The sequence below is a fragment of the Micromonospora sp. DT229 genome (genome assembly GCF_049844505.1).
Classification (GTDB): Bacteria; Actinomycetota; Actinomycetes; order Mycobacteriales; family Micromonosporaceae; genus Micromonospora.
In genome coordinates, this window is sequence record NZ_JBNCLD010000008.1 from 187021 (window position 1) to 206311 (window position 19291).

13 protein-coding genes and 1 pseudogene are annotated in these 19291 nt (G+C 71.1%); 5 read left to right on the forward strand and 9 right to left on the reverse strand.

Going from position 1 to position 19291, the window contains the following annotated elements:
* Window positions 1-55: 55 nt before the first annotated feature.
* The 5 genes from ACLQ2T_RS15340 to ACLQ2T_RS15360 form a co-directional block, all read right to left on the reverse strand.
* Window positions 56-1936, reverse strand: a complete 1881-nt coding sequence (locus ACLQ2T_RS15340) for a Xaa-Pro dipeptidyl-peptidase (RefSeq protein ID WP_425766800.1) — start codon at window positions 1934-1936, stop codon at window positions 56-58.
* 167 nt (window positions 1937-2103) lie between these two features.
* Window positions 2104-3738: a bifunctional 3-(3-hydroxy-phenyl)propionate/3-hydroxycinnamic acid hydroxylase gene (locus tag ACLQ2T_RS15345; protein ID WP_425766801.1), complete on the reverse strand. Its 1635-nt coding sequence runs from the start codon at window positions 3736-3738 to the stop codon at window positions 2104-2106.
* 100 nt (window positions 3739-3838) lie between these two features.
* The gene (locus tag ACLQ2T_RS15350) at window positions 3839-7087 is read right to left on the reverse strand and encodes a BTAD domain-containing putative transcriptional regulator (protein WP_425766802.1); all 3249 of its coding nucleotides are present in this window, start codon (window positions 7085-7087) and stop codon (window positions 3839-3841) included.
* 26 nt (window positions 7088-7113) lie between these two features.
* Window positions 7114-7632, reverse strand: a complete 519-nt coding sequence (locus tag ACLQ2T_RS15355) for a DinB family protein (protein WP_425766803.1) — start codon at window positions 7630-7632, stop codon at window positions 7114-7116.
* Between the two features lie 106 nt (window positions 7633-7738).
* Complete coding sequence (locus ACLQ2T_RS15360) at window positions 7739-8464, reverse strand: DUF305 domain-containing protein (protein ID WP_425766804.1); 726 nt, start codon at window positions 8462-8464, stop codon at window positions 7739-7741.
* Between the two features lie 242 nt (window positions 8465-8706).
* On the opposite strand from ACLQ2T_RS15360, the pseudogene ACLQ2T_RS15365 reads away from it, so the two are divergent.
* Window positions 8707-10122: pseudogene (locus ACLQ2T_RS15365) on the forward strand (LVIVD repeat-containing protein); the annotation flags it as partial.
* Between the two features lie 374 nt (window positions 10123-10496).
* Here ACLQ2T_RS15365 and ACLQ2T_RS15370 read toward each other — a convergent pair.
* A complete protein-coding gene (locus tag ACLQ2T_RS15370; RefSeq protein WP_425766806.1) occupies window positions 10497-12068 on the reverse strand; it encodes a hypothetical protein in 1572 nt (523 codons plus the stop codon).
* A gap of 223 nt (window positions 12069-12291) precedes the next feature.
* Here ACLQ2T_RS15370 and ACLQ2T_RS15375 point away from each other — a divergent pair, with 223 nt between their 5' ends.
* The 3 genes from ACLQ2T_RS15375 (at window position 12292) to ACLQ2T_RS15385 (ending at window position 15609) form a co-directional block, all read left to right on the forward strand.
* Window positions 12292-12618, forward strand: coding sequence for a plasmid stabilization protein (locus ACLQ2T_RS15375; RefSeq protein WP_425766807.1), 327 nt, complete (start codon window positions 12292-12294; stop codon window positions 12616-12618).
* 165 nt (window positions 12619-12783) lie between these two features.
* Window positions 12784-13158, forward strand: a complete 375-nt coding sequence (locus tag ACLQ2T_RS15380; RefSeq protein WP_425766808.1) for an MmcQ/YjbR family DNA-binding protein — start codon at window positions 12784-12786, stop codon at window positions 13156-13158.
* 78 nt (window positions 13159-13236) lie between these two features.
* Window positions 13237-15609 (forward strand): alkaline phosphatase family protein, encoded by a 2373-nt coding sequence (locus ACLQ2T_RS15385; RefSeq protein ID WP_425766809.1) that lies wholly within the window; start codon window positions 13237-13239, stop codon window positions 15607-15609.
* Here the strand turns inward: ACLQ2T_RS15385 and ACLQ2T_RS15390 are convergent.
* Together ACLQ2T_RS15390 and ACLQ2T_RS15395 are read right to left on the reverse strand one after the other, a co-directional pair.
* On the reverse strand, window positions 15542-16123 hold the full coding sequence (locus ACLQ2T_RS15390; RefSeq protein WP_425766810.1) for a DedA family protein: 582 nt from the start codon (window positions 16121-16123) through the stop codon (window positions 15542-15544). The two genes, ACLQ2T_RS15385 and ACLQ2T_RS15390, sit on opposite strands and share 68 nt — an antisense overlap.
* Window positions 16120-16881: an MBL fold metallo-hydrolase gene (locus tag ACLQ2T_RS15395; RefSeq protein ID WP_425766811.1), complete on the reverse strand. Its 762-nt coding sequence runs from the start codon at window positions 16879-16881 to the stop codon at window positions 16120-16122. The genes ACLQ2T_RS15390 and ACLQ2T_RS15395 overlap by 4 nt, the downstream gene beginning before the upstream one ends.
* 291 nt (window positions 16882-17172) lie before the next feature.
* Here ACLQ2T_RS15395 and ACLQ2T_RS15400 point away from each other — a divergent pair, with 291 nt between their 5' ends.
* Window positions 17173-19014, forward strand: a complete 1842-nt coding sequence (locus tag ACLQ2T_RS15400; RefSeq protein WP_425766812.1) for a family 43 glycosylhydrolase — start codon at window positions 17173-17175, stop codon at window positions 19012-19014.
* A 44-nt stretch (window positions 19015-19058) separates the two neighbouring features.
* On the opposite strand, the gene ACLQ2T_RS15405 is transcribed toward ACLQ2T_RS15400, so the two are convergent.
* A complete protein-coding gene (locus tag ACLQ2T_RS15405; protein ID WP_425766813.1) occupies window positions 19059-19232 on the reverse strand; it encodes a DUF6767 domain-containing protein in 174 nt (57 codons plus the stop codon).
* Between the last annotated feature and the right edge of the window lie 59 nt (window positions 19233-19291).

Here is a 19291-nt window from a genome sequence, read left to right on the forward strand (position 1 = left end):
TCCGCCACCTGTGTACCGATGGCGGACCCGTGGGTCGTACGTGGTGGGCTACCGACTAGAAGACGAGGGCCTTCTTGCCGCCGACCACCGGCAGGTGCAGCTCACTGTGCTTGGGCGCGACCCGCAACTCGGTGCCGCCCAACGGCAGCAGGGTGTACGCCTGGTCGGTGGAGAAGACCACCACACCGATGCGGCTACCCGCCGGGAAGACGTAGTCCTTCGGCTCCAGGGTCCACTTGAAGTCGTACAGCTTGCCCTGCTTCAGCGGCTCGCTGCGCGAGGCGCTCTTGCGGTTCTGCGGGTCCAGCCATCCCCGGGTCACCACGGTCGGCGCGGCGGTCGAGCCCTCCGGCCCGTAGTTGACCAGGTACGCGGTCAGGTTGGCGTTCGGCTTGTTCTCGATCGCCATCCGCAGCCGCATCTCGGCCCGCCCGGAGATGCGGACCTCCTGGGCCAGCTCCGGGGTGCGGTAGACCAGCCGGTTGGGGCTGGCCACGTCCGGCGCGGCGACCAGCGAGTTCGGCGACAGGGTGCGGCCGTTGTCGACGAAGCTCTGCTCGGTGGTGGCGCCCTTGGGCCGCTTACCGGCGGTCAGGGTGCCCGGGCTGGTCGAGTCGGTGGCACCGAACTCCAGCTTCACCTCACGGGTGGCCGGGTCCGGCCAGTTGGCGTACGTGGCGTTGACCCGGTTCTCACGCTGCACCACGGCGGTGGGCTCGTTCATGATGCCGTTGGGCACGTTCCACAGCCAGAAGTCGAACCAGCGGTTCTCGGTCTGCTTGTAGGTCCAGGTCTGACCGTCCGGCAGGGTCACCGCGGCGGTGTTGCCGGGCGAGCTGTGCCCACCCTGGTGCAGCCAGATCTTGCGCGGCACCTTGTGCTTGGCCAGCTCGTCCCACCAGCCGGCGAACTGCTCGGTGCGCACGTTCCAGTCGTTGAGACCGTGCACCACGAAGACGCTGGCCTTGACCTTCTTGGCGTCGAGGTAGTCCCGGTCGGCCCAGAACTTGGAGTAGTCGCCGGTGACCCGGTCCTGCTCCTCGGTCAGCTTCGCCATCTCGTCGGCGCAGTGGCCCTCGGAGCGGGCCCGACCGGCGGTGTACTTGGCCAGGATGTCGGCGTCCTCGCCCTGGTAGCCGCCGGGCGCGACGACCAGGCCGTTGGCCCGGTAGTAGTCGTACCAGCTGCTGATCGCCGCGACCGGGACGATGGTCTTGAGGCCCTTGACCCCGGTGGTGGCGACCTGGTTGGGCAGGGTGCCGTTGTAGGAGGCGCCGGTCATGCCGACCGCACCGGTGCTCCAGCCGGCCTTGACCGGTGCGCCGTCGGCGTCGTAGCCCTTGGCCCGGCCGTTGAGCCAGTCGATGACCGCCTTGGTGCCGAGGGTCTCGGCCTGGTCACCGCTGGTCGGGCAGCCGTCCGAGTCGCCGGTGCCGACGCTCTGGCCGAGCACCACCGCGTACCCGCGCGGCACGTAGTAGTCGTCCAGCTGACCGGGCAGGTTGGGCTTGGTCACCGCGCCCTGGGTCTCGTCCTCGGCGGACAGCGAGGCGGACCGGCGGGTCAGGCCGTTCTGCGGCAGGTCGTCGACCAGCACGCTGTGGTAGGGCACGCTGCCCCAGGTGCCCTTGCGGTACGGGCTGTGCTCGAAGATGACCGGCACCTTGAAGCCTTCGGTGGCGGTCTCCTTGGGGCGGGAGATGTCGATCGCCACCCGGTCACGGCGGCCGTCGCTGTCGGTGTCCAGCGGAGTCTCGACGTACACCCGCTCGATGATCGCGTCGGCGAAGGAGAAGACCGGCTGGGTCATGCCGTCGGCTACCACGATGCCGGGGGTGGCGGCGGGCGCGGGTTTCGCGGAGACCGGGCTGGCGCTGAGCACCAGGGCACCGGTCACGCCCACGCCCACCAGGGCTAGATGGGGGGTTCGACGCACGTAAATTCCCTTCACTCGGCTGTTGGCCGAAGTCAACCAGGGGGTTGGGGGTTGATGATCCACATGCTAGACCTGGTCACCGGGCCGGCGGCACCCCCACTCACCCCACTGACGTGCGAAAGTCTGAATGGGAGGCTGATGCCGTCCGTTCGGTCCACCCTCGTGGGTCAGGCGGCCGCGGCCTGACCCACCGACCTGGACCCTCGCAGGGCCCCCGCCAGCGCGCCGAGCACCTCCACGGTGGAGCCGAGGGCGAAGACGAAACGATCCGGCCGCAGCAGCACCGCCTCACAGCGGTGCCGCCGCAGCCAGGGGATGATCACGTTGTCGATGTCGATGACATGGACCCGCTCATCGGCGGGCTCGGCCCCGGACGACGCCGGGCCGGCGGTGTCGCCCGGATGCACCACGATCGCGCGAACCGGCGGCCGACCCGGGCCGTCGGCCGGTACCTCGGTCCCCAGCACCGCGAAACCGGCACCCAGCACCTCGTCCAGCAGCACCGGAACCTTCGACCCGGGCAGGGCCACCCGCGGCTGCGGGAACATCGTGCCCACCGCGCCGTCACGCCGCCCACCGGCGAACAACCCCTGGTCGTACGCCGGTAGGGGCTTGAACTCGAAACGTCGCACGAACCGGCGGACCCGGGGCACGGTCTGCGCGGCTCGCAGCGCGGTGTCCCGCAGCCAGGCCGCGCGACGGTCGCGGGCCAGGAACACCCGCCCCAGCCGAACGCTGGTGGCGGCCATCGCCGCGGTGTGCGGACGCCGTTCGGTCTCGTAGGTGTCCAACAGGGCCGGGTCCGCCTCGTCGTCGAGCACCAGGGCGAGTTTCCAGGTCAGGTTCGCCGCGTCACGCAGCCCGCTGCACAACCCCTGACCGAGGAAGGGGGGCATCTGATGAGCGGCGTCGCCCAGCAGGAACACCCGACGCTCCCGCCACCGCCGGGCGATGAGCTGGTGGAAGGTGTAGATCACCGCCCGGGTGACGGTGAACCGGGCCGGATCGACATACGGCTCGACCAGGGCGGCGACCCGATCCGGTCGGGTCATCTCGGCCTCGGTCTCGCCCGGCTGGAGCATGAACTCGGCCCGGTAGCTACCCCGGGCACCGGGGGAGACGAAGGCCGGTCGTCGCCAGTCACAGACGAAGGTGGTGTGCGCCCGGCGGATCCCCTCCGGCGGCACCTCACCGGAGACGGCCAGCCACGGCTCGGCGTAACTGGCCCCGGCGAGTGGGATGTGGACCGCCGCCCGGGTGGTGCTGCGGGCACCGTCGCAGCCCAGCACGTACCGGGCCCGCACCGGGTACGACTGGTCGGTGCGCACGTCGCGCAGCACCAGGTGCACCCGCTCCTCGTCCTGGTACAGGCTCACCAGTTCGGTGCCCAGGCGCAGCTCCACGTGGTCGTAGCGGTCCAGCCCGGCACGCAACACCCCCTCCAGCCGAGGCTGGTCGAAGAAGTTCAGCGGGGCGTGGCCGAAGCCGAAGTCGACCTCGGAGAAGTCGATGGTGGCGAAGGTGCGGCCGGCGGCGTTGAGATAGTCGGCCCGGGTCGGCTGGTGCAGGTCGGCACCGATGGAGTCCAGCAGGCCGACCTGCTGGTAGATCCGCAGCGCCTCGTCGTCACAGGAGAAGGCCCGGGGCTGACCGTGGGGTGTCGTGCTGCGCTCCACCACCAGGGTGCTCACCCCGCGCAGACCGAGCAGGTTGGCGGTCAACGCCCCGACCGGACCGCATCCGACCACCACGACATCGACCTCTACGGCTGCCGGCTGCGGTGCCGACTGAGCGGGCTTCATGACTGTTCCTCCCACGGACCGCCCGGAGCCCGGGCGCGGATCTGACCGGGTCAGCACAGCAACCGGGGGTGGAAGGCCCGTGGAGACGGTGTGGAGGTGATCAGGGGCCGACCGTGGAGAAACCGTTGAACGGCGGTGGGAACCGGGCGAGCAGCAGACCGGCGCCCTGGTCTGCGGCGAGCCGGGCGCCGGTGGCCAGCGCGGCCGGATCCTCGCGGGCCAGACCGCGTACCCGGTGCAGTTCGGCGGCGAACACGGTCTCGCCGAACCGGTCGGCCACGGCCAGTCCCTCCCGCGCCAGCTCCGCCGCGGTGTCGTGGTCACCGGCGGCCAGGTACGCATCGGCCATCCCGCCGTAGGTGACCGTGCGGGTGGCGCGCAGCCCGGGACGGTAGATGGCCTCCGCGGCTGCCCGCATCGCGGCCAGCCGCTCGGGTGCGCCGTCGCGGGCGGCAGCCCACTCCAGGAAGAACTCACCGGTGGCCACGAAGTGCGGCATACCGTGCGCCGCGCCGATCTCCCGGCATCGGGTGGCGGCGGCCCGCACGATCGGCACCTCCCGCTCCTGAAGCCCCATCCAGGCCGCGAACAAGGCGGCGTTGGCCCGGCCGTACAGGTCGTCCACCTGCTCGGCGAGCAGTTCGGCGTCGCGGATGTCCCGTCGGGCCGCCTCCGGGTCACCACGCAGGGACCGGACCAGGGCCCGGAAGTTGTGGGCGGCCAGCACCGGCAGCCGACCCACCTGTCGGCCGAGCTGCCGGGCGTCGACCCCCCGAAGCCGGTCGATAGCGGCGGTGAGCCGCTCCTCGGCCACCTCCAGCCGTCCGGTGAAGTAGCCGACCACACCGAGCAGGTACTCACCGGCCGCTACGGTCAGCTCCGTACCATCGCCGTCGGCCAGCCGCTCGGCCAGCTCGGCGCTACCGGCGTAGTCGGCCTGGTTGGCGGCCAGCTCACCCAGCGCCCACAGGGCCGGTCGCACATCGGTCTGCGGGTCGACCAGGGCCAGTAGGTCACGGGCCCGGGCACAGACCTGGTCGACGGCGTCGGCACCGACACCCACCGTCATCTGCAGCAGGGCGGCCCGGTGCAGTTGCACCTCAAGCTCGGTGCGGGCCGCCGCCGGGGAGGCGGCCATCCGGGCCAGCCGCCGCGCCGCCCGGTCCAGGTGACCCAGGGCGTCCTCGTAGGCGAACCGGCGGGTGGCGTCGTCGGCCGCAGCCAGGGTCCACCGCAGATGCTTCTCCTCGTGTCCGAGACCGACCGACCGCCCGTAGTGGTGTGCCAACTCGGCCGGGCCGACGACCCCGGAACGCTCGTACGCCTGCGCCAACCGGGCGTGCAGGGCGGCCCGCCGGGGCGGGGGCAGCTGCGCGTAGGTGACCTCGGCGAACAGGGGGTGCCGGAACCACACCGCGCCGGGCTCGGCCTCGGCCACCAACTCGGCGGTGTAGGCCGCGCTCAGCGCCTCGGCGATCCCCTCGGCCGGCACCCCGAGGACCTCGGCCATCGTGGTGGCGTCCAGATCGTGCCCGGCCACTCCCAGCAGGGCCAGACAGTCGCGGGCCGGTGCGGGCAGCCTGCCCAGGCGCAGCCGGACGGTGTCCCGGATGCTCGGTGGCAGGTCCGCGCCGGCCGGGTCGGTTCGGGCCCGCAGCAGTTCGGTGATGAAGAAGGGATTGCCGCCGGTCCGGTCGACCAGCCGCGCCAGCACCGGCTCCGCCGGTGCGGCCCCGGTGCGCTGCCGCACCAGGTCGGCCACCGCCTGCGCCGGCAGCCCGGTCAGCCGCAGTTGATCGAATCCCGGTCCGCGGGCCAGTTCCGCCACCGTGGCCACCAGCGCCGGGTCGTGTTCGTACGGCCGCAGGGTGGCCAGGACCAGCGCGCGGGTCCCGGCCAGGGCCGGGACGAGGAACCGCAGCAGCAGCAGGGAATCCGGGTCGGCGGCGTGCAGGTCGTCCAGCACGACGAGCAGCCCGGCCGGCTCGGCCGCCGCGCGGACCAGTTCCGCCACCGCCTCGTACGCCTGGAACCGGGCCGCCGGATCGGGGGCCACCTCGCCGGTCGGATCGTGGGCCGGCCCGACGGCGAACCCGTCGAGGCCGCGTACCGATCCGCTGGTCCCGACCTGCGGCATGGCGACCAGGGCCCGCACCACCTGCCGCCACAACCAGAACGGCGGCGCCTGCCCGAGATCGGGACAGCGCCCCCACACCACCGCCACCCCCTCGGCCCGAGCGAGGGCGGTGACCCTGGTGGCCAGACTGGTCTTGCCGATGCCCGGCTCGCCGACCAGCACGGCGGTGCGGCCGTGCTCGCGGGTCGCCGCAGTCAGCGCCGCCACCAGCCGGGTCAGCTCCGCGCCCCGACCCACCAGCGGGCCCGCCGGATCGCCGGGAGCCCTCGGTACGAGGGGGGCGCCGGGGGTGTCCGAGGCGGACAGCACGGCAGTCTGATCGCCGGTGCCCGCACGGGGGAGGACCGGTGGGCCGGCGGCCGGCTCGACCGCCTGATCCAGGATCGAGGCGTGCAGCTCACGCAGCTGCACCCCCGGATCGATGCCGTACTCGTCGGCCAGGATCCGGCGCCCCTCGTCGTAGGCGGCCAACGCCTCGGTCTGCCGCCCGGCCCGGTACAGCGCCAGCATCAACTGGGCGCGGGCGGCTTCGCGTACCGGGTGGTCGGCCACGAACTGGCGCAGCTCGGCGAGGACCGCGGCGTGCCGACCGGCGGCGACGGCCGCGGTGAACCGGCCCTCCTCGGCGCTGAGCCGCAGCTCGGTCAGCCGCGCCGCCTCAGGACGCACCACTGTCAACTCGGTGGCCCCGGTCATCGGCTCGCCTCGCCACAGCCGTAGGGCGTCGAGGTAGTCGCGTTCGGCGATCGCGGGTGCCCCGGCGCTCAGCCGGTCGGCCGCCCGGTCCACCAGTCGTCGGAACCGGACGGCATCGATGGCGTCGGGGTCCACCCGCAGCTGGTAGCCCTTCGGCTGGCTACAGAGGACCCGGGCCGCCTCGCCGGGGGAGCGGTGCGGCTCCACGGCCCGACGCAGTCCGGCCACGTAGGTGCGCAGGGTGATCTCGGCACTGGGCGGGGGTCGGCCGTCCCACAGGGCGTCGACCAGCCAGTCGGTGGCGACGAACCGGTTCGGCCGAAGCAGCAGCAGCACCAGCAACGCCCGCTGTTTCGGCCCGCCGAGCGGCACCACCTGCCCGTCCCGGACCACCTCCGGTGGCCCCAGCACCCGGAACTGCACCCCACCACCATCTTCGGCCCGACCTAGCCCGCCGAGTATGCCAGGCGATGATCCACCGGACCGACGACGATCGTCCAGGGTCCTGGTCGGCATCCGACAGCCGTAGCGCTCGCGGCCGGTCAGCCCATGCTCTTGGCGCCGTCGATGGCCTCGCGGACGATGTCGGCGTGGCCGGCGTGCTGGGCGGTCTCGGCGATGAGGTGCAGCAGCACCCGACGGGCGGACCAGCGGGCCCCGGGAGCGAACCACGGTGCCTCGGGCAGCGGCTGGCTGAGATCCAGATCCGGCAGGGTGCGGATCAGGTCGTCGGTCTGCTTGGCGGCCTCGTCGTAGGTCGCGAGCACGCTGGCCAGGGTCTCGCCGGGTGACACCTGAAACCGCTTCGCGTGCTGCTCCATCGCGGCCGTGTCGGTGATGCCCGGAAATGCCGTCGGGCCGACCTGGATGAAGTCCACCCAGCTCCGTTCGATGCCGGCGACATGCTTGATCAGCCCGCCGAGGCACAGCTCGCTGACGGTGCTGCGCAGGGCGATCTGCTCATCGGTCAGGTCGCGAGTGGTGTTCCGCAGGAAGAAGCGGTGCAGTTGCAGGGTCTCCAGCAGGTCGGCGCGCTCGGCGGACAGGGTGGGCTCGGCCATCACAGGCCCCTTTCGTCGGTGTCAGCCGCACGCTATCGGCCACCCCCGACACCTTCACCGGTCGCGACGAGCGCCGTCGGGTCGACCGGTGTGGCCCGCCCGGAGGTCAGCTGCCCGCCAGAGCCTCCCGCATCCGGTTGATCTCGACGTTCTGCTCCACGATCACGCTGCTGGCCAGCTCGTTGACCAGGCGATCGCTGCCCAGCACGAGCACCTCGTCGGCCATCTTGATCGCGCCCTCGTGATGCTCGGTCATCATGGTCACGAACATCCGGTCGAACTCCGCCCCGCGAGCGGCGGTCAGCCGGTTCAGCGCCTCCGCCGTCTGCATGCCGGACATGGTGTGGCGGTGGTCGCCGCCGGAGTTGCGGTCCAGTCCCCGCTCGGCCAGCCAGGTCTCCATGTACTTGATCTCAGATTCCTGGACCGCCAGCATCCGCGCCGCCATGCGCTTGAGCTGCTCCTTCTCGGCCCGGTCGGCGACCAGGCGGGCCATCACCAGGGCCTGCTCGTGGTGCGGGATCATCATCGTCATGAATCGGACGTCGGTGTTGTTGTGCGGGTCCCGGGGCAGGGCCGACACCTCGTTCGCCGGCGCTGTCCGGGCCGCCTCACCGGGACGGCCGGGCATCAACACCGGTGCGGTGGAGTCCGGCAGGCCGGGGGAGTCGATCGACTGCGTGGGGCTGGCGGTCGCCGCCGGCTCCGATCTGTCCTCCGGCAGCAGGAACAGCACCGCCGCCCCGACGACGGCCACCGCCAGCACCGCCAGTTCGATGAGGACGACCGTCCGCGACTGGCGGAGAGCCTTGCCTATCCGTACGCCTTGCACGAGTTGCCTCCCGCCGTGGACCTAGCTTGGCCGGGATCGTAACGCGACCTGCGGATATGACAGCAGGGGTTGGTGACGAGGAAAAGGCGTCATTAGTCGTTCCTGCGGTTGTTCGTGCTCCCGGTGTTGCCTAATCGTGATCATGGTGTGTGGTCTACTGTGGCCCAAATCACAAAAATTCTCGGTTCGCCAGGTTATCGTCCCGCTACCCCCGATTCACCCACGACGAAGGGTGTTACTACATGTCACAACCGACCGCGCGCGGAAAGCGGAAGGCCGTCCTCGGCCTGGCCGCTACCGGTGCCCTGCTGCTCAGCACGATCGCGGCGGCGCCGGCAAGCGCCGCCGCGAACGTGATCCCGGGCGTCGACGAGATCGTCAGCAGCCCCAACCTGACCCAGATCGCCAACGTGCCGAAGTTCGGTGGCCTCGCCGCCGAGTCCTCGTACAACAGCGACCTGGCCTTCCAGGGCGACCACGTGTTCGCCGGCAACTACAACGGGTTCAACGTCTACGACGTCAGCAACCCGGCCTCGCCGCAGGTGGTCAGCCAGGTCATCTGCCCCGGTGGCCAGGGTGACCCCTCGGTCTTCGGTGACCTGCTGTTCTTCGCTGTCGACTCGGCACGCAGCGACGACTCCTGCAACAGCGGCGCCGGCTCGGTGGCCAACCCGGACCACTGGGAGGGCGTCCGGATCTTCGACGTCAGCGACAAGGCGAACCCGCGGTACATCAAGTCGGTCCGCACCGACTGCGGTTCGCACACGCTGACGCTGGTCCCCGGCAAGGACAAGGTCGTCGGCAAGGGCAAGAAGGCCAAGACGGTCAAGGCGACGGACCTCTACGTCTACGTCCAGTCGTACAGCCCGTCGGCGACCGCGGCGTACTGCAAGACGCCGCACGACAAGATCTCGATCATCAAGGTTCCGCTGGCGAACCCGACCAGCGCCTCCGTGGTGTCCACTCCGGTGCTCTTCCCGGACGGCGGCGGCGCCCGCACCAGCGGCTGCCACGACATCACCGCCTACCCGGAGCTGGACCTCGCGGCCGGCGCCTGCATGGGTGACGGTGTGCTGATGGACATCTCCGACCGGGAGAACCCGGTGGTGCTGAGCCAGGTCCAGGACACGAACTTCGCGTTCTGGCACTCGGCCACGTTCAACAACGCCGGCACCAAGGTGCTGTTCACCGACGAGCTCGGTGGCGGCAGCGGCGCGATCTGCACCCCGGCCTACCGGGACAACCAGGGCGCGAACGCGATCTACGACATCGTCGGCTCCGGGGCCAACCGCCAGCTGGTCTTCAAGAGCTACTTCAAGATCCCGCGGGAGAACAGCACCCGGGAGAACTGCGTCGCCCACAACGGCTCGCTGATCCCGGCCATGGGCCGCGACATCATGGTCCAGGCGTGGTACCAGGGCGGTATCTCGGTGATCGACTTCACCGACTCCGCCAACCCGTTCGAGATCGCCTACTGGGAGCGGGGTCCGCTGTCGGACACCCGCACCATCCTCGGTGGATCCTGGTCGGCGTACTGGAACAACGGCTACATCTACTCGAACGACATCCAGAAGGGCTTCGACGTCCTCAAGTTGGACGACCCGCGTACCAACAACGCGCGGGCGATCGCCTTCCAGGAGCTGAACCCGCAGACCCAGCCCAGCTACCCGGCCTGCACCAAGGTGCTGACCGGTAAGCAGAAGAAGGGCAACCTGGAGGTCAAGTCCGGCATCACCTGCATGGACGGGGCGATCCAGAACGGCTCGATCAAGGTCAAGGACGGCGCTGGCCTGATCATCTTCAACTCGACGGTGAACGGCTCCATCGACGCCAAGAAGGCCTCGGTGGTGTCGATCGTGGAGAGCACCGTCAAGGGCAAGGTCAAGACCGAGGACATGGACCACAAGCACTGCCACGTCCACAAGAGCAAGGTCACCGGCGGCGTGCACAAGCACTGATCCGGTACCTGTAACAGCACCACAAGCTCCGGCCCGGCGGTCGTCCGCCGGGCCGGAGCCCTTGGTGGTCCGGGTCAGTCCCGACACAGTGGTACGTCCGGCTCGACGACCGTACGGTTGATGATGTCCTTGCTGACGAAGGTCGCCTCCTTCGGGATCGGCACCCCCAGCACGATCTCGATCGCCTTGGCCAAGGGCTGGGAGACGTTGAGGCCCTCACCGGCCCGGGCGGCCACCACCAGAGTGGTGCCCCGGCACTTCACCGCCGGCCCGGCCAGGGGCAGACCAACCCGGCCGGCCGCCGAACCGTTGGTCAACCCCAGGGAGGCCACCACGCCGACGAAGGGACCGGCGCCGGCCACCGGTAGGCCGAGCATCAGACCGAAGCGGAACTCCGCGGCCACCACGATCGCCTCGACCCCCACCGACACCCCGCGCAGGGACTGCATGATGCTTTCCTGCACGGAGAAAGTCGGGGTGAGCACCGTGCCTCCCTCGTAACCGATCGGGCCGGTCAGCCCCCATCGGCCGGTACCCGAGATGTTGCCGTTCTTGGCGGTGAAGGCCGTCTGGACCAGGAATTTGAAGGTCTGCTTGAGGGTGGCCGGGAAGCCGCCGATGATGATCGGCTGACTCAACTCGATCGGCAGCTCGATCCGCGCCTTCTTGTTGTCGCTCAACCCGCCCTGGGCGCCGGCCGCGATCGTGATGGCCAGACCCTGCACCCCGTCGATGCGGAACCGGGGATGGGGGATCACCCCGTTGGTCACCTTCACCTTCCCGGACAGCCGCAGGTTGTCGAGCAGCAACTGGATGTCGAAGTCGACCTTGAGGCCGGAGGCGGCCGTACCGTGTTGAGCGGTCAGACCCACCTTGGTCCGGCCCGCGTACGCGGTGACACCCCACCCGCCGATCTTCCGTTCCATGCTGTGGGCCGCACCCGCCCCGCCCGGGGCCCGCGCCGGCCCCAGGACGATCGGGGGTACGGCCAGGCGCAGGTCGGACAGCCCGACGGGGTCCGCGCCCAGGCTGCTCGCACCGCTCCCTGAGCCGAATGCGCTCCCGCCCAGGCCGATGGCGTTGCCGGTCAGGCCGGTGGCCTGCGCCGCGTCGGGCAGCACGGGGGTGGCCGGCGCCTCCTGCTCGACCACCTCGCCGAGCAGGTCGGGTAGCGCACCGAACTGCTGCGTGGTCAGATCCAGCGGCTGGTCGATGGTGATGTCCGCGTCCCGGATCACCTCGGTCAACTGCACCGGAGCCAGGGTGACCGCCCGGTCGCCGCCGGACTTCTGGATCCGTACCACCCGGCCGACCGCCTGACTGGTGGCGAACATGATCCTGCCGGGCTCCAGGTCCTCCGCCCCCGGTGCGTCCCCGTCGATGACATAGGTGAATCCGTCGTCGCTGACCGAGCGGATGATCTTGCTGCCGCCCTCGACGAGCACCACCTCCGGCTGGTAGACCACGGAGTCGTCCGGCTTCGGGGCGTACCCGTACCGGTCGTCGGCCGCCCCGCCGCCACCCGGCAGCTTGACCCCGCTGCATCCGGCGGTCAGCACGACGGCACAGATCAGGGCCAGCACACCGGCCGACCCACGACGGATGACGGCCGCGTCGACCCGGCCGGCGAACGCATTGCTGAGCATCTTGCGACGCTATGCCGGAGCAGGCCCGCGCCGAATCCGGTGTTTCCCTACGAATCACAGCCGACGTGTCTTGTGAGGACCCCTTGCGGTCGAGGTGTCGCCGGGCAGGTCGACCGTTTCCGGTCGAGGTGTCGCCGGGCAGGTAGACCGTCGATATGTTTGGCCCCGCTGGACCGGGGCATGTCTGCCCGAGAGAGACGTCCCAGGTGGTGGGAGGCAACCGATGCCAGCAGGGTCGAGTCCCAAGCGGGAACGGCAGTACGAACACATCAAGGCCAGCGCCGAGAAGCGCGGGGTGGGGGAGCGCCGCGCCGAGGAGATCGCCGCCCGTACGGTGAACAAGGAGCGGGCCCGCGCCGGCGAGTCGCGTACCGCGAGCCGATCGTCGCTCGACGACGTCTCCTCCGGCCACCGGGGCGGCAAGCGGTCGCACCGCGGGGCGCAGGGGCGTACCAAGGAACAGCTCTACAACGAGGCCCGCCAGCGCGGCATCCGAGGCCGCTCCTCGATGTCGAAGGCCCAGCTGGAGAGGGCCCTTTCCGCCCGCTGAGACCGGGCGGGGGTGGGGGCCCGCCCCGCCGCCGTATCGCCGAAACGGCGGGGTGCGCAGGGGCGGGAAGCCGCCGTTTCGGCGTAACGGAGTCGATCACCCCACCACCGGCGTCACCCACTAGCCTGGGCGGTATGCAGCAGGCAGTGGCCGGTGGAGGCCCCCATGGCTGACGCCGAGGACGTACGGCGTCTGGCGCTGGCGTTGCCCCAGGTGGTGGAGATCGACAGCGCGGGCTTCGACTTCCGGGTGGCCGACAAGGGCTTCGTCTGGTCCTACCCCGAGCGTCGACCCGGCAAGCCCCGCGTCATCCGCACCGACATCGCCGTGCTGTACGTCGGCGACGAGGCCGAGAAGCAGGCGCTGTTGCTGGGCGAACCGGACAAGTTTTTCACCACCGCCGGCTACGAGGGGTTACCCCTGGTCATGCTGCGTCTGGCGCAGGTGGACGCCGACCGTCTCGCCGAACTGGTCACGGACGCCTGGCGGATGCGCGCCCCGGAATCGCTGCTCGCCGAGGTCGAGGAGTGCACCGGCTGACCCACGCCCCCGTCCAGGCCACCACCCGTACCCTCGGCATTTTGGATCTTGTTGGTTCGGTTGTGGCATGGTGACGGGATGGAACCGCAGGTGGCTGCCGGACAGGCCCGACCCGAGACCGTTCGGCTCGGCCTGCGGTTGCTGCGGGACTACCACCGGCCGACCCTCGCCCGGATGCGGGCGCTGCTGCGCAGCATGACCACCTCGTTCGTGGTGCTCAGCGCTACCTTCTGGCTGCTGCCCGGGGTGAACACCACCGGCCTGGTGGGCCTGCTGTGGCTGGTCTGTCTGGTCACCGCGGTCGGCGCGGTGCTACGCCCTCTGCTGCTGGCGCTGGCCACCGCCCTCGGCGGGCTGGGTGCCCTGGCCATCGGGGTGGGGGTGCAGGCCGTGGTGATGTACGTGGCGCTGCGGCTGGCCCCGGAGGCGCAGGTGGCCGGGTTCCCGGTGGCCTTCGCCGCCGCCTGGTTGGCCGTGGCGCTCGCCGCGCTGGTGAACTGGCTGGCCGACGCCGGCACGGACGACTCGTTCGTCAGTGAGATGCTGCGGCTGATGGGTCGGGTCCGCCGAAGTGCGGACGGCCGTCCGCACTGGCGACGGTGGCGTCGGCGTACGGTCGCGACCACCGAAACCATCGAACCGGCCGAGGGGTTGTTGATCATCCAGCTCGACGGGGTGGCCACCCCGGTGGTGCAGTGGGCGGTGCGGGCGGGCAACCTACCCACCATCGGTCGCTGGCTGCGTTCGGGCAGTCACCGGATGACCCGCTGGCACACCGGGCTGCCGGCCACCACCCCGGCCGCTCAGGCCGGACTGCTGTACGGCGAGGTCAACCAGGTGCCGGCCTACCGCTGGTACGAGAAGGCCGACGCCGAGGGTGCACCGGGGCGGCTCGTGGTCACCAGTCGTCCCCGGGACGCGGCCGAGGTCGAGCGGCGGGTCTCCACCGGTCGGGGTCTGCTGCGCGACGGCGGGGTCAGCATCAGCACCGCCTTCTCCGGTGACGCCCCCACCAGCCTGTTCACCATCAGCCGGGCCGGGCTGCCGGGGCGCTCCACTCCGGGCTATGCGGCCTTCATGACCAGCCCGTACGGCTTCGCCCGAGCCCTGGTGCTCGGCGCCGGTCAGGTGTTGCGCGATGTGCACGGGGCCCGACGGCGGCGAGTGCGGGGGGTGCAGCCCAGGGCCGACCGGCGGGGGGCCTACCTGGCGCTGCGGCCCCTGGCCAATCTGCTCAACGACCTCAACGTGGCGCTCATCGCCGAGCAGATGGCCCGCGGTGCCCCCGTGGTCTTCTGCGACTTCGTCGACTACGACGAGGTGGCCCACCATGCGGGGCCGGCCCGGCCGGAGGCGATGGCGGCCCTGGAGGCGCTGGACCACACCCTGGGCATCCTGCAACGGCTGGCCGCCGAGGGGGCCCGGCGCTACCACGTCGTGGTGCTCAGTGACCACGGGCAGAGTCAGGGCGCCACCTTCCGCCAGCGCTACGGCGAGTCGCTGACCCAGTTGGTCCGCCGACTGACCGCCACCCAGGCGGTCCTGCCGGAGCCCACCGACGAGGAGTCGGCGGGGCGCCCCGAGACGTGGGAGCGGGTCGACCGGCTGTTGACCGAGGTGACCGGCCGCAGCGGGATGACCGCCACGGCGACCCGGGTGGCGGTCCGGTCGGCGGCCGAGCGCACCGAGCCGGTGCCGGCGGCCGAGCGTACCGAACCCGTGTCGGCGGTGGAGGATTCCGAGCCGGAGACCGTGGTGGTGGCCTCCGGCAACCTGGCGATGATCTACCTGGCCCGCCATCCGGGGCGGCTGACCCGCGACCGGGTCGACACCCTGGTCCCCGGGCTGATCGACGGCCTGGCCGCACACCCCGGCATCGGCCTGGTCGTGGTCGGCTCCGCCGCCGGCCCGTTGGCCGTCGGCGCGCGGGGGGTCCACCGGCTGCGCGACGGCCGGGTCGAGGGGGAGGACCCGCTGACACCGTACGGGCCGCGAGCCCGCCATGACCTGCTGCGCCACCAGCAGATGGCGCACGTCGGTGACCTGGTGGTGATCAGTGCCGTGGAGCCCGGTCTGGAGGAGGTGCCGGCCTTCGAGGAGTTGGTCGGCAGCCATGGCGGGCTGGGCGGATGGCAGAACGAGGCGCTGCTCATCCATCCCGCCGACTGGCCACAGGAGGGTGAACTGGTCGGGCCGGAGGCGGTGCACCACCAACTGCTGCGGTGGCTGCACCACCTGGACCTGCGCGCCCCGGACGCCCCGGACCCGACGGCCCTGGCCGAGCCGCCGATCGACCCAGGGCAGATCACCCCGGTGGAGCCGTCGGAGGAGCCGGCTGGGCCGGGTTCCGCCGACCGGGTGCACCGGCCGAGGCGGGTGCCGGCTACGGCGTCGCCGGTGGCTGCACCGGCACCTGCCGACGCCGTCCCCACCAGCCCAGTACCTGGCTGACCAGCAGCACGAGCACGATCGCGGCGATCACGCTCTGCCAGGGTTCCGGGAAGACGGCCCGGCCCAGCACGCCGATGGCGGCGTACAGGGCCGACCACAGCAGACTGGCCGGCAGGTTGAGCACGGCGAAACGACGCCAGGTCACTCCGGACACCGCTGCGGCCAGCAGCACCGGCAACCGGCCGCCCGGAATCAGCCGGGACACCAGGAACAGCGACACCCCGGACTCGCGTACCCGGGCGGAGACCCGGTCCAGTCGCTGCGGGCCGCGCAGCCAGCGCAGCCGCCGGGCGATGCGCTCCCCGCCCCAGCACAGGGCCAGATAGACCGCCAGGTCACCGAGGTAGGCCCCGATGGCCCCGGCCAGCACCACGAGCAGCACGACCAACGGATCCTGGTGTGCGGCGAGGGCGGCGGCACCGCTGACCGCCGCGCCGGTCGGCACCACCGGGACGACGGCCCCGAACAGCACCACCACCGCCAGCCAGGCCAGCGCGCCGAGGGTAGCGGTCATCGCTGCGGTACGGTGACGGACTGACCCGGGTGCAGCACCCGTACCCGGGTGCGGGGGGCGATGGTCGCGGTGTGCCGGGCGAAGTCCTCCCCGGGATCGAGGAACCGGTCCGGGCGGATCCGTTCGCATCCGACGGGCCAGAAGGTGCCGTAGTGGATGGGTACCGCCCAGGCCGCGGCGGCACGGCGTACCGCTTCGGCGGCGGCGTGCGGGTCCAGGTGGCCGGGCCCGAGGGTGGGGCCCCAGCCGCCGACCGGAATCAACGCCAGGTCGACCGGCCCCAGGTCGGCCATCTGGTCGTGCAGGCCGGTGTCCCCGGCGAACCAGGTGCGGGTCTCGCCCTCGACCAGGTAGCCGATGGCGGGTGCCTGCTGCCGGGACCAGGGACCCCGGCCGGCGGGGTGGACCGCCGGTACGGCGTGGACCGTGACCCGGCCGATGGTGGTCTGCTGGCCGGGGGCGAGTTCGATGCAGTCGCCCACGGCCGGGCCCAGCCTGCGGCGGACCAGCGGTGCGGCGCCGGCCGGCACCACCAGCGGGGTCCGGGCGGGCAGCCGGCGTAGCGAGGCGAAGTCCAGGTGATCGGCGTGCAGGTGCGACACGAGTACGGCGTCCGGGGCGCCGGGCAGTCGGGGGGTGGGGCCACGTCTGCGCCGCAGGTGGGCCAGCCGGTCCCGCAGCAGGGGGTCGGTGAGCAGCCGCACGCCGGAATCCTCGAGCCACACCGTGCTGTGCCCGTGCCAGGTCAGATGGGCCACACCGACACCCGTACCGCCGCCATGCCTGCCACCGTATCCGCCCGGGTGACCGGCGCACTGACCCGCCACCCACCCGGGACCGCGGGCTATCCCCGCAGGGATCGACGAACGCCTTGTTGTGTGATCGCTCACATGTTAGCGTCACGAGCGGCTGATGGAGCCCGAGAGGCACTTGATGTTGGCGCTAACATCGACTGTCTCCGATGGCACGAGCGGTCACCCCGGTCACAGCGGTCCCGTCCCGGACCGGCCAGGTGACCCGAAGCCCACCACCACCCTCAGGAGCCCATGGTGAAACCCGTACCCTCGCTGCTGCCCGGCGCCAGAGTTCGGCGTCGGCTCGCCTGGCTGGCCGTACCCCTGCTGCTCGTGACCTTCTTCGCCGCCCCGGCGAAGGCGGACAACCCCATCGTCCAGCACGTCTACACCGCCGATCCGGCGCCCCTGGTGCACAACGGTCGGCTCTACGTCTACACCGGCCGCGACGAGGACGCCTCGACGTACTTCACCATGCGGGAGTGGCGGGTCTTCTCCACCACGGACATGTCGAACTGGACCGACCACGGGGTGCCGATGAGCCTGAGCACCTTCGCCTGGGCGGACGCGAACGCCTGGGCCGGGCACGTCATCGAACGCAACGGCCAGTTCTACTGGTACGTGCCGGTGCGGCAACGGTCCAACGGGCAGATGGTCATCGGGGTGGGGGTGTCGAGTTCACCCACCGGGCCCTTCCGGGACGCCCTGGGTCGTCCGCTCACCGGCAACGGGGAGATCGACCCGCACGCCTTCATCGACGACAACGGCCAGGCCTACCTCTACTGGGGCAACCCGAATCTGTGGTACGTCCGGCTCAACCAGGACATGATCTCCTTCTCCGGCAGCCCGACCCAGATCCCCCTGACCACGGCCGGGTTCGGCACCCGCACCGGCAACTCCAGCCGCCCGACCCTGTACGAGGAGGGTCCCTGGGTCTACAAGCGCAACGGGGTCTACTACAACGTCTTCGCGGCCGAGTGTTGCAGCGAGTTCATCGGCTACTCCACCGCGCCCGGTCCGACCGGGCCGTGGACCTACCGGGGGACGGTGATGCCCCGGCAGGGGGCCAGCTTCACCAACCACCCGGGGATCATCGACTACGCCGGCAACTCGTACTTCTTCTACCACAACGGCGCCCTGCCCGGCGGCAGCGGCTACACCCGCTCGGTGGCGGTGGAACGCTTCACCTACAACGCCGACGGGTCGATCCCGCTGATGAACATGACCAGCGCCGGGGTGCCCCAGATCGGCACCCTGAACCCGTACGTCACCCAGGAGGCCGAGACCATCAACTGGGGCAACGGCATCGAGACCGAGGCCTCCAGCGAAGGTGGGGTGAACGTCGGCTGGATCGAGAACGGCGACTGGATCCGGGTCCGGGGTGTCGCCTTCGGCACCGGGGCCTCCTCCTTCACCGCCCGGGTGGCCTCCGGTTCCAGCGGCGGCACCATCGAACTGCGGCTGGACAGCGCCACCGGCCCCCTGGTCGGCACCTGCGCGGTTCCCGGCACCGGCGGCTGGCAGAACTGGACGAACACCTCGTGCGCCGTCAGCGGCGCCACCGGCACCCGCGACCTCTACCTTCGCTTCACCGGCGGCAGCGGCTACCTGTTGAACATCAACAACTGGCGGTTCACCGGCGGTTCGGTCACCGGCGCAAACCTGCTGACCAACGGCACCATGGAGAACGGCACGACCGGCTGGTCAGTGTTCGGCAGCGGCACCCTGTCCTCGGCCACCAACGTCGTCCGCAGTGGGTCGCGGTCACTGCTGCACTCCGGGCGTACCGGCTCGTGGAACGGCCCCAGCCAGGAAGTGACCTCGGCGCTGACCAACGGCCGGACGTACACCACGACCCTCTGGGTACGCTCGCAGAGCGGCACCCCCTCGGTCCGGCCCACCCTGGCGCTGACCGCCAACGGCACCACGAACTACGTCCAGCTCGCCCCGGCGGCGACGGTGAACGCCAACGGCTGGACGCAGCTCACCGGTACGGCGACCGTGTCGTGGAGCGGAACCCTGTCCAATGCCCGCTTCTATGTCGAGACGGCCTCGGGCACCGAGGGTCTCTACCTGGACGACGTGTCCCTGCAATGACCTACACACCACCGGCGGTGGACCCGACGTGATCAGGGACCGGATCAGCTCGGCCGACGGCTGCGGGCCGCCTGTCGCGTGCCGGCCCACAACTCCTCGTCGGTCATCACCAGGTAGACCAGCGGGCAGTCCTGTGGGCCGGTGACGTCCAACTGGCACAGGGTGCACGGCTGATCGGGGCGAAGCGGGCACCTGGCGTCCGGTCTACGGCCCGTCATGCCCTCATGGTGTCCGCCCCGCACCTCCGCTGACCAGGCCGTTCGGCCCTTGTTCGCGG

Bases quoted from the DNA above. Each gene is read 5' to 3' on its own strand.
- ACLQ2T_RS15345 (WP_425766801.1), bottom strand. From the start codon at position 3,738: ATGAAGCCCGCTCAGTCGGCACCGCAGCCGGCAGCCGTAGAGGTCGAT.
- ACLQ2T_RS15350 (WP_425766802.1), bottom strand. From the start codon at position 7,087: ATGCCGACCAGGACCCTGGACGATCGTCGTCGGTCCGGTGGATCATCG.
- ACLQ2T_RS15355 (WP_425766803.1), bottom strand. From the start codon at position 7,632: ATGGCCGAGCCCACCCTGTCCGCCGAGCGCGCCGACCTGCTGGAGACC.
- ACLQ2T_RS15370 (WP_425766806.1), bottom strand. From the start codon at position 12,068: ATGCTCAGCAATGCGTTCGCCGGCCGGGTCGACGCGGCCGTCATCCGT.
- ACLQ2T_RS15375 (WP_425766807.1), top strand. From the start codon at position 12,292: ATGCCAGCAGGGTCGAGTCCCAAGCGGGAACGGCAGTACGAACACATC.
- ACLQ2T_RS15380 (WP_425766808.1), top strand. From the start codon at position 12,784: ATGGCTGACGCCGAGGACGTACGGCGTCTGGCGCTGGCGTTGCCCCAG.
- ACLQ2T_RS15385 (WP_425766809.1), top strand. From the start codon at position 13,237: ATGGAACCGCAGGTGGCTGCCGGACAGGCCCGACCCGAGACCGTTCGG.
- ACLQ2T_RS15390 (WP_425766810.1), bottom strand. From the start codon at position 16,123: ATGACCGCTACCCTCGGCGCGCTGGCCTGGCTGGCGGTGGTGGTGCTG.
- ACLQ2T_RS15405 (WP_425766813.1), bottom strand. From the start codon at position 19,232: ATGACGGGCCGTAGACCGGACGCCAGGTGCCCGCTTCGCCCCGATCAG.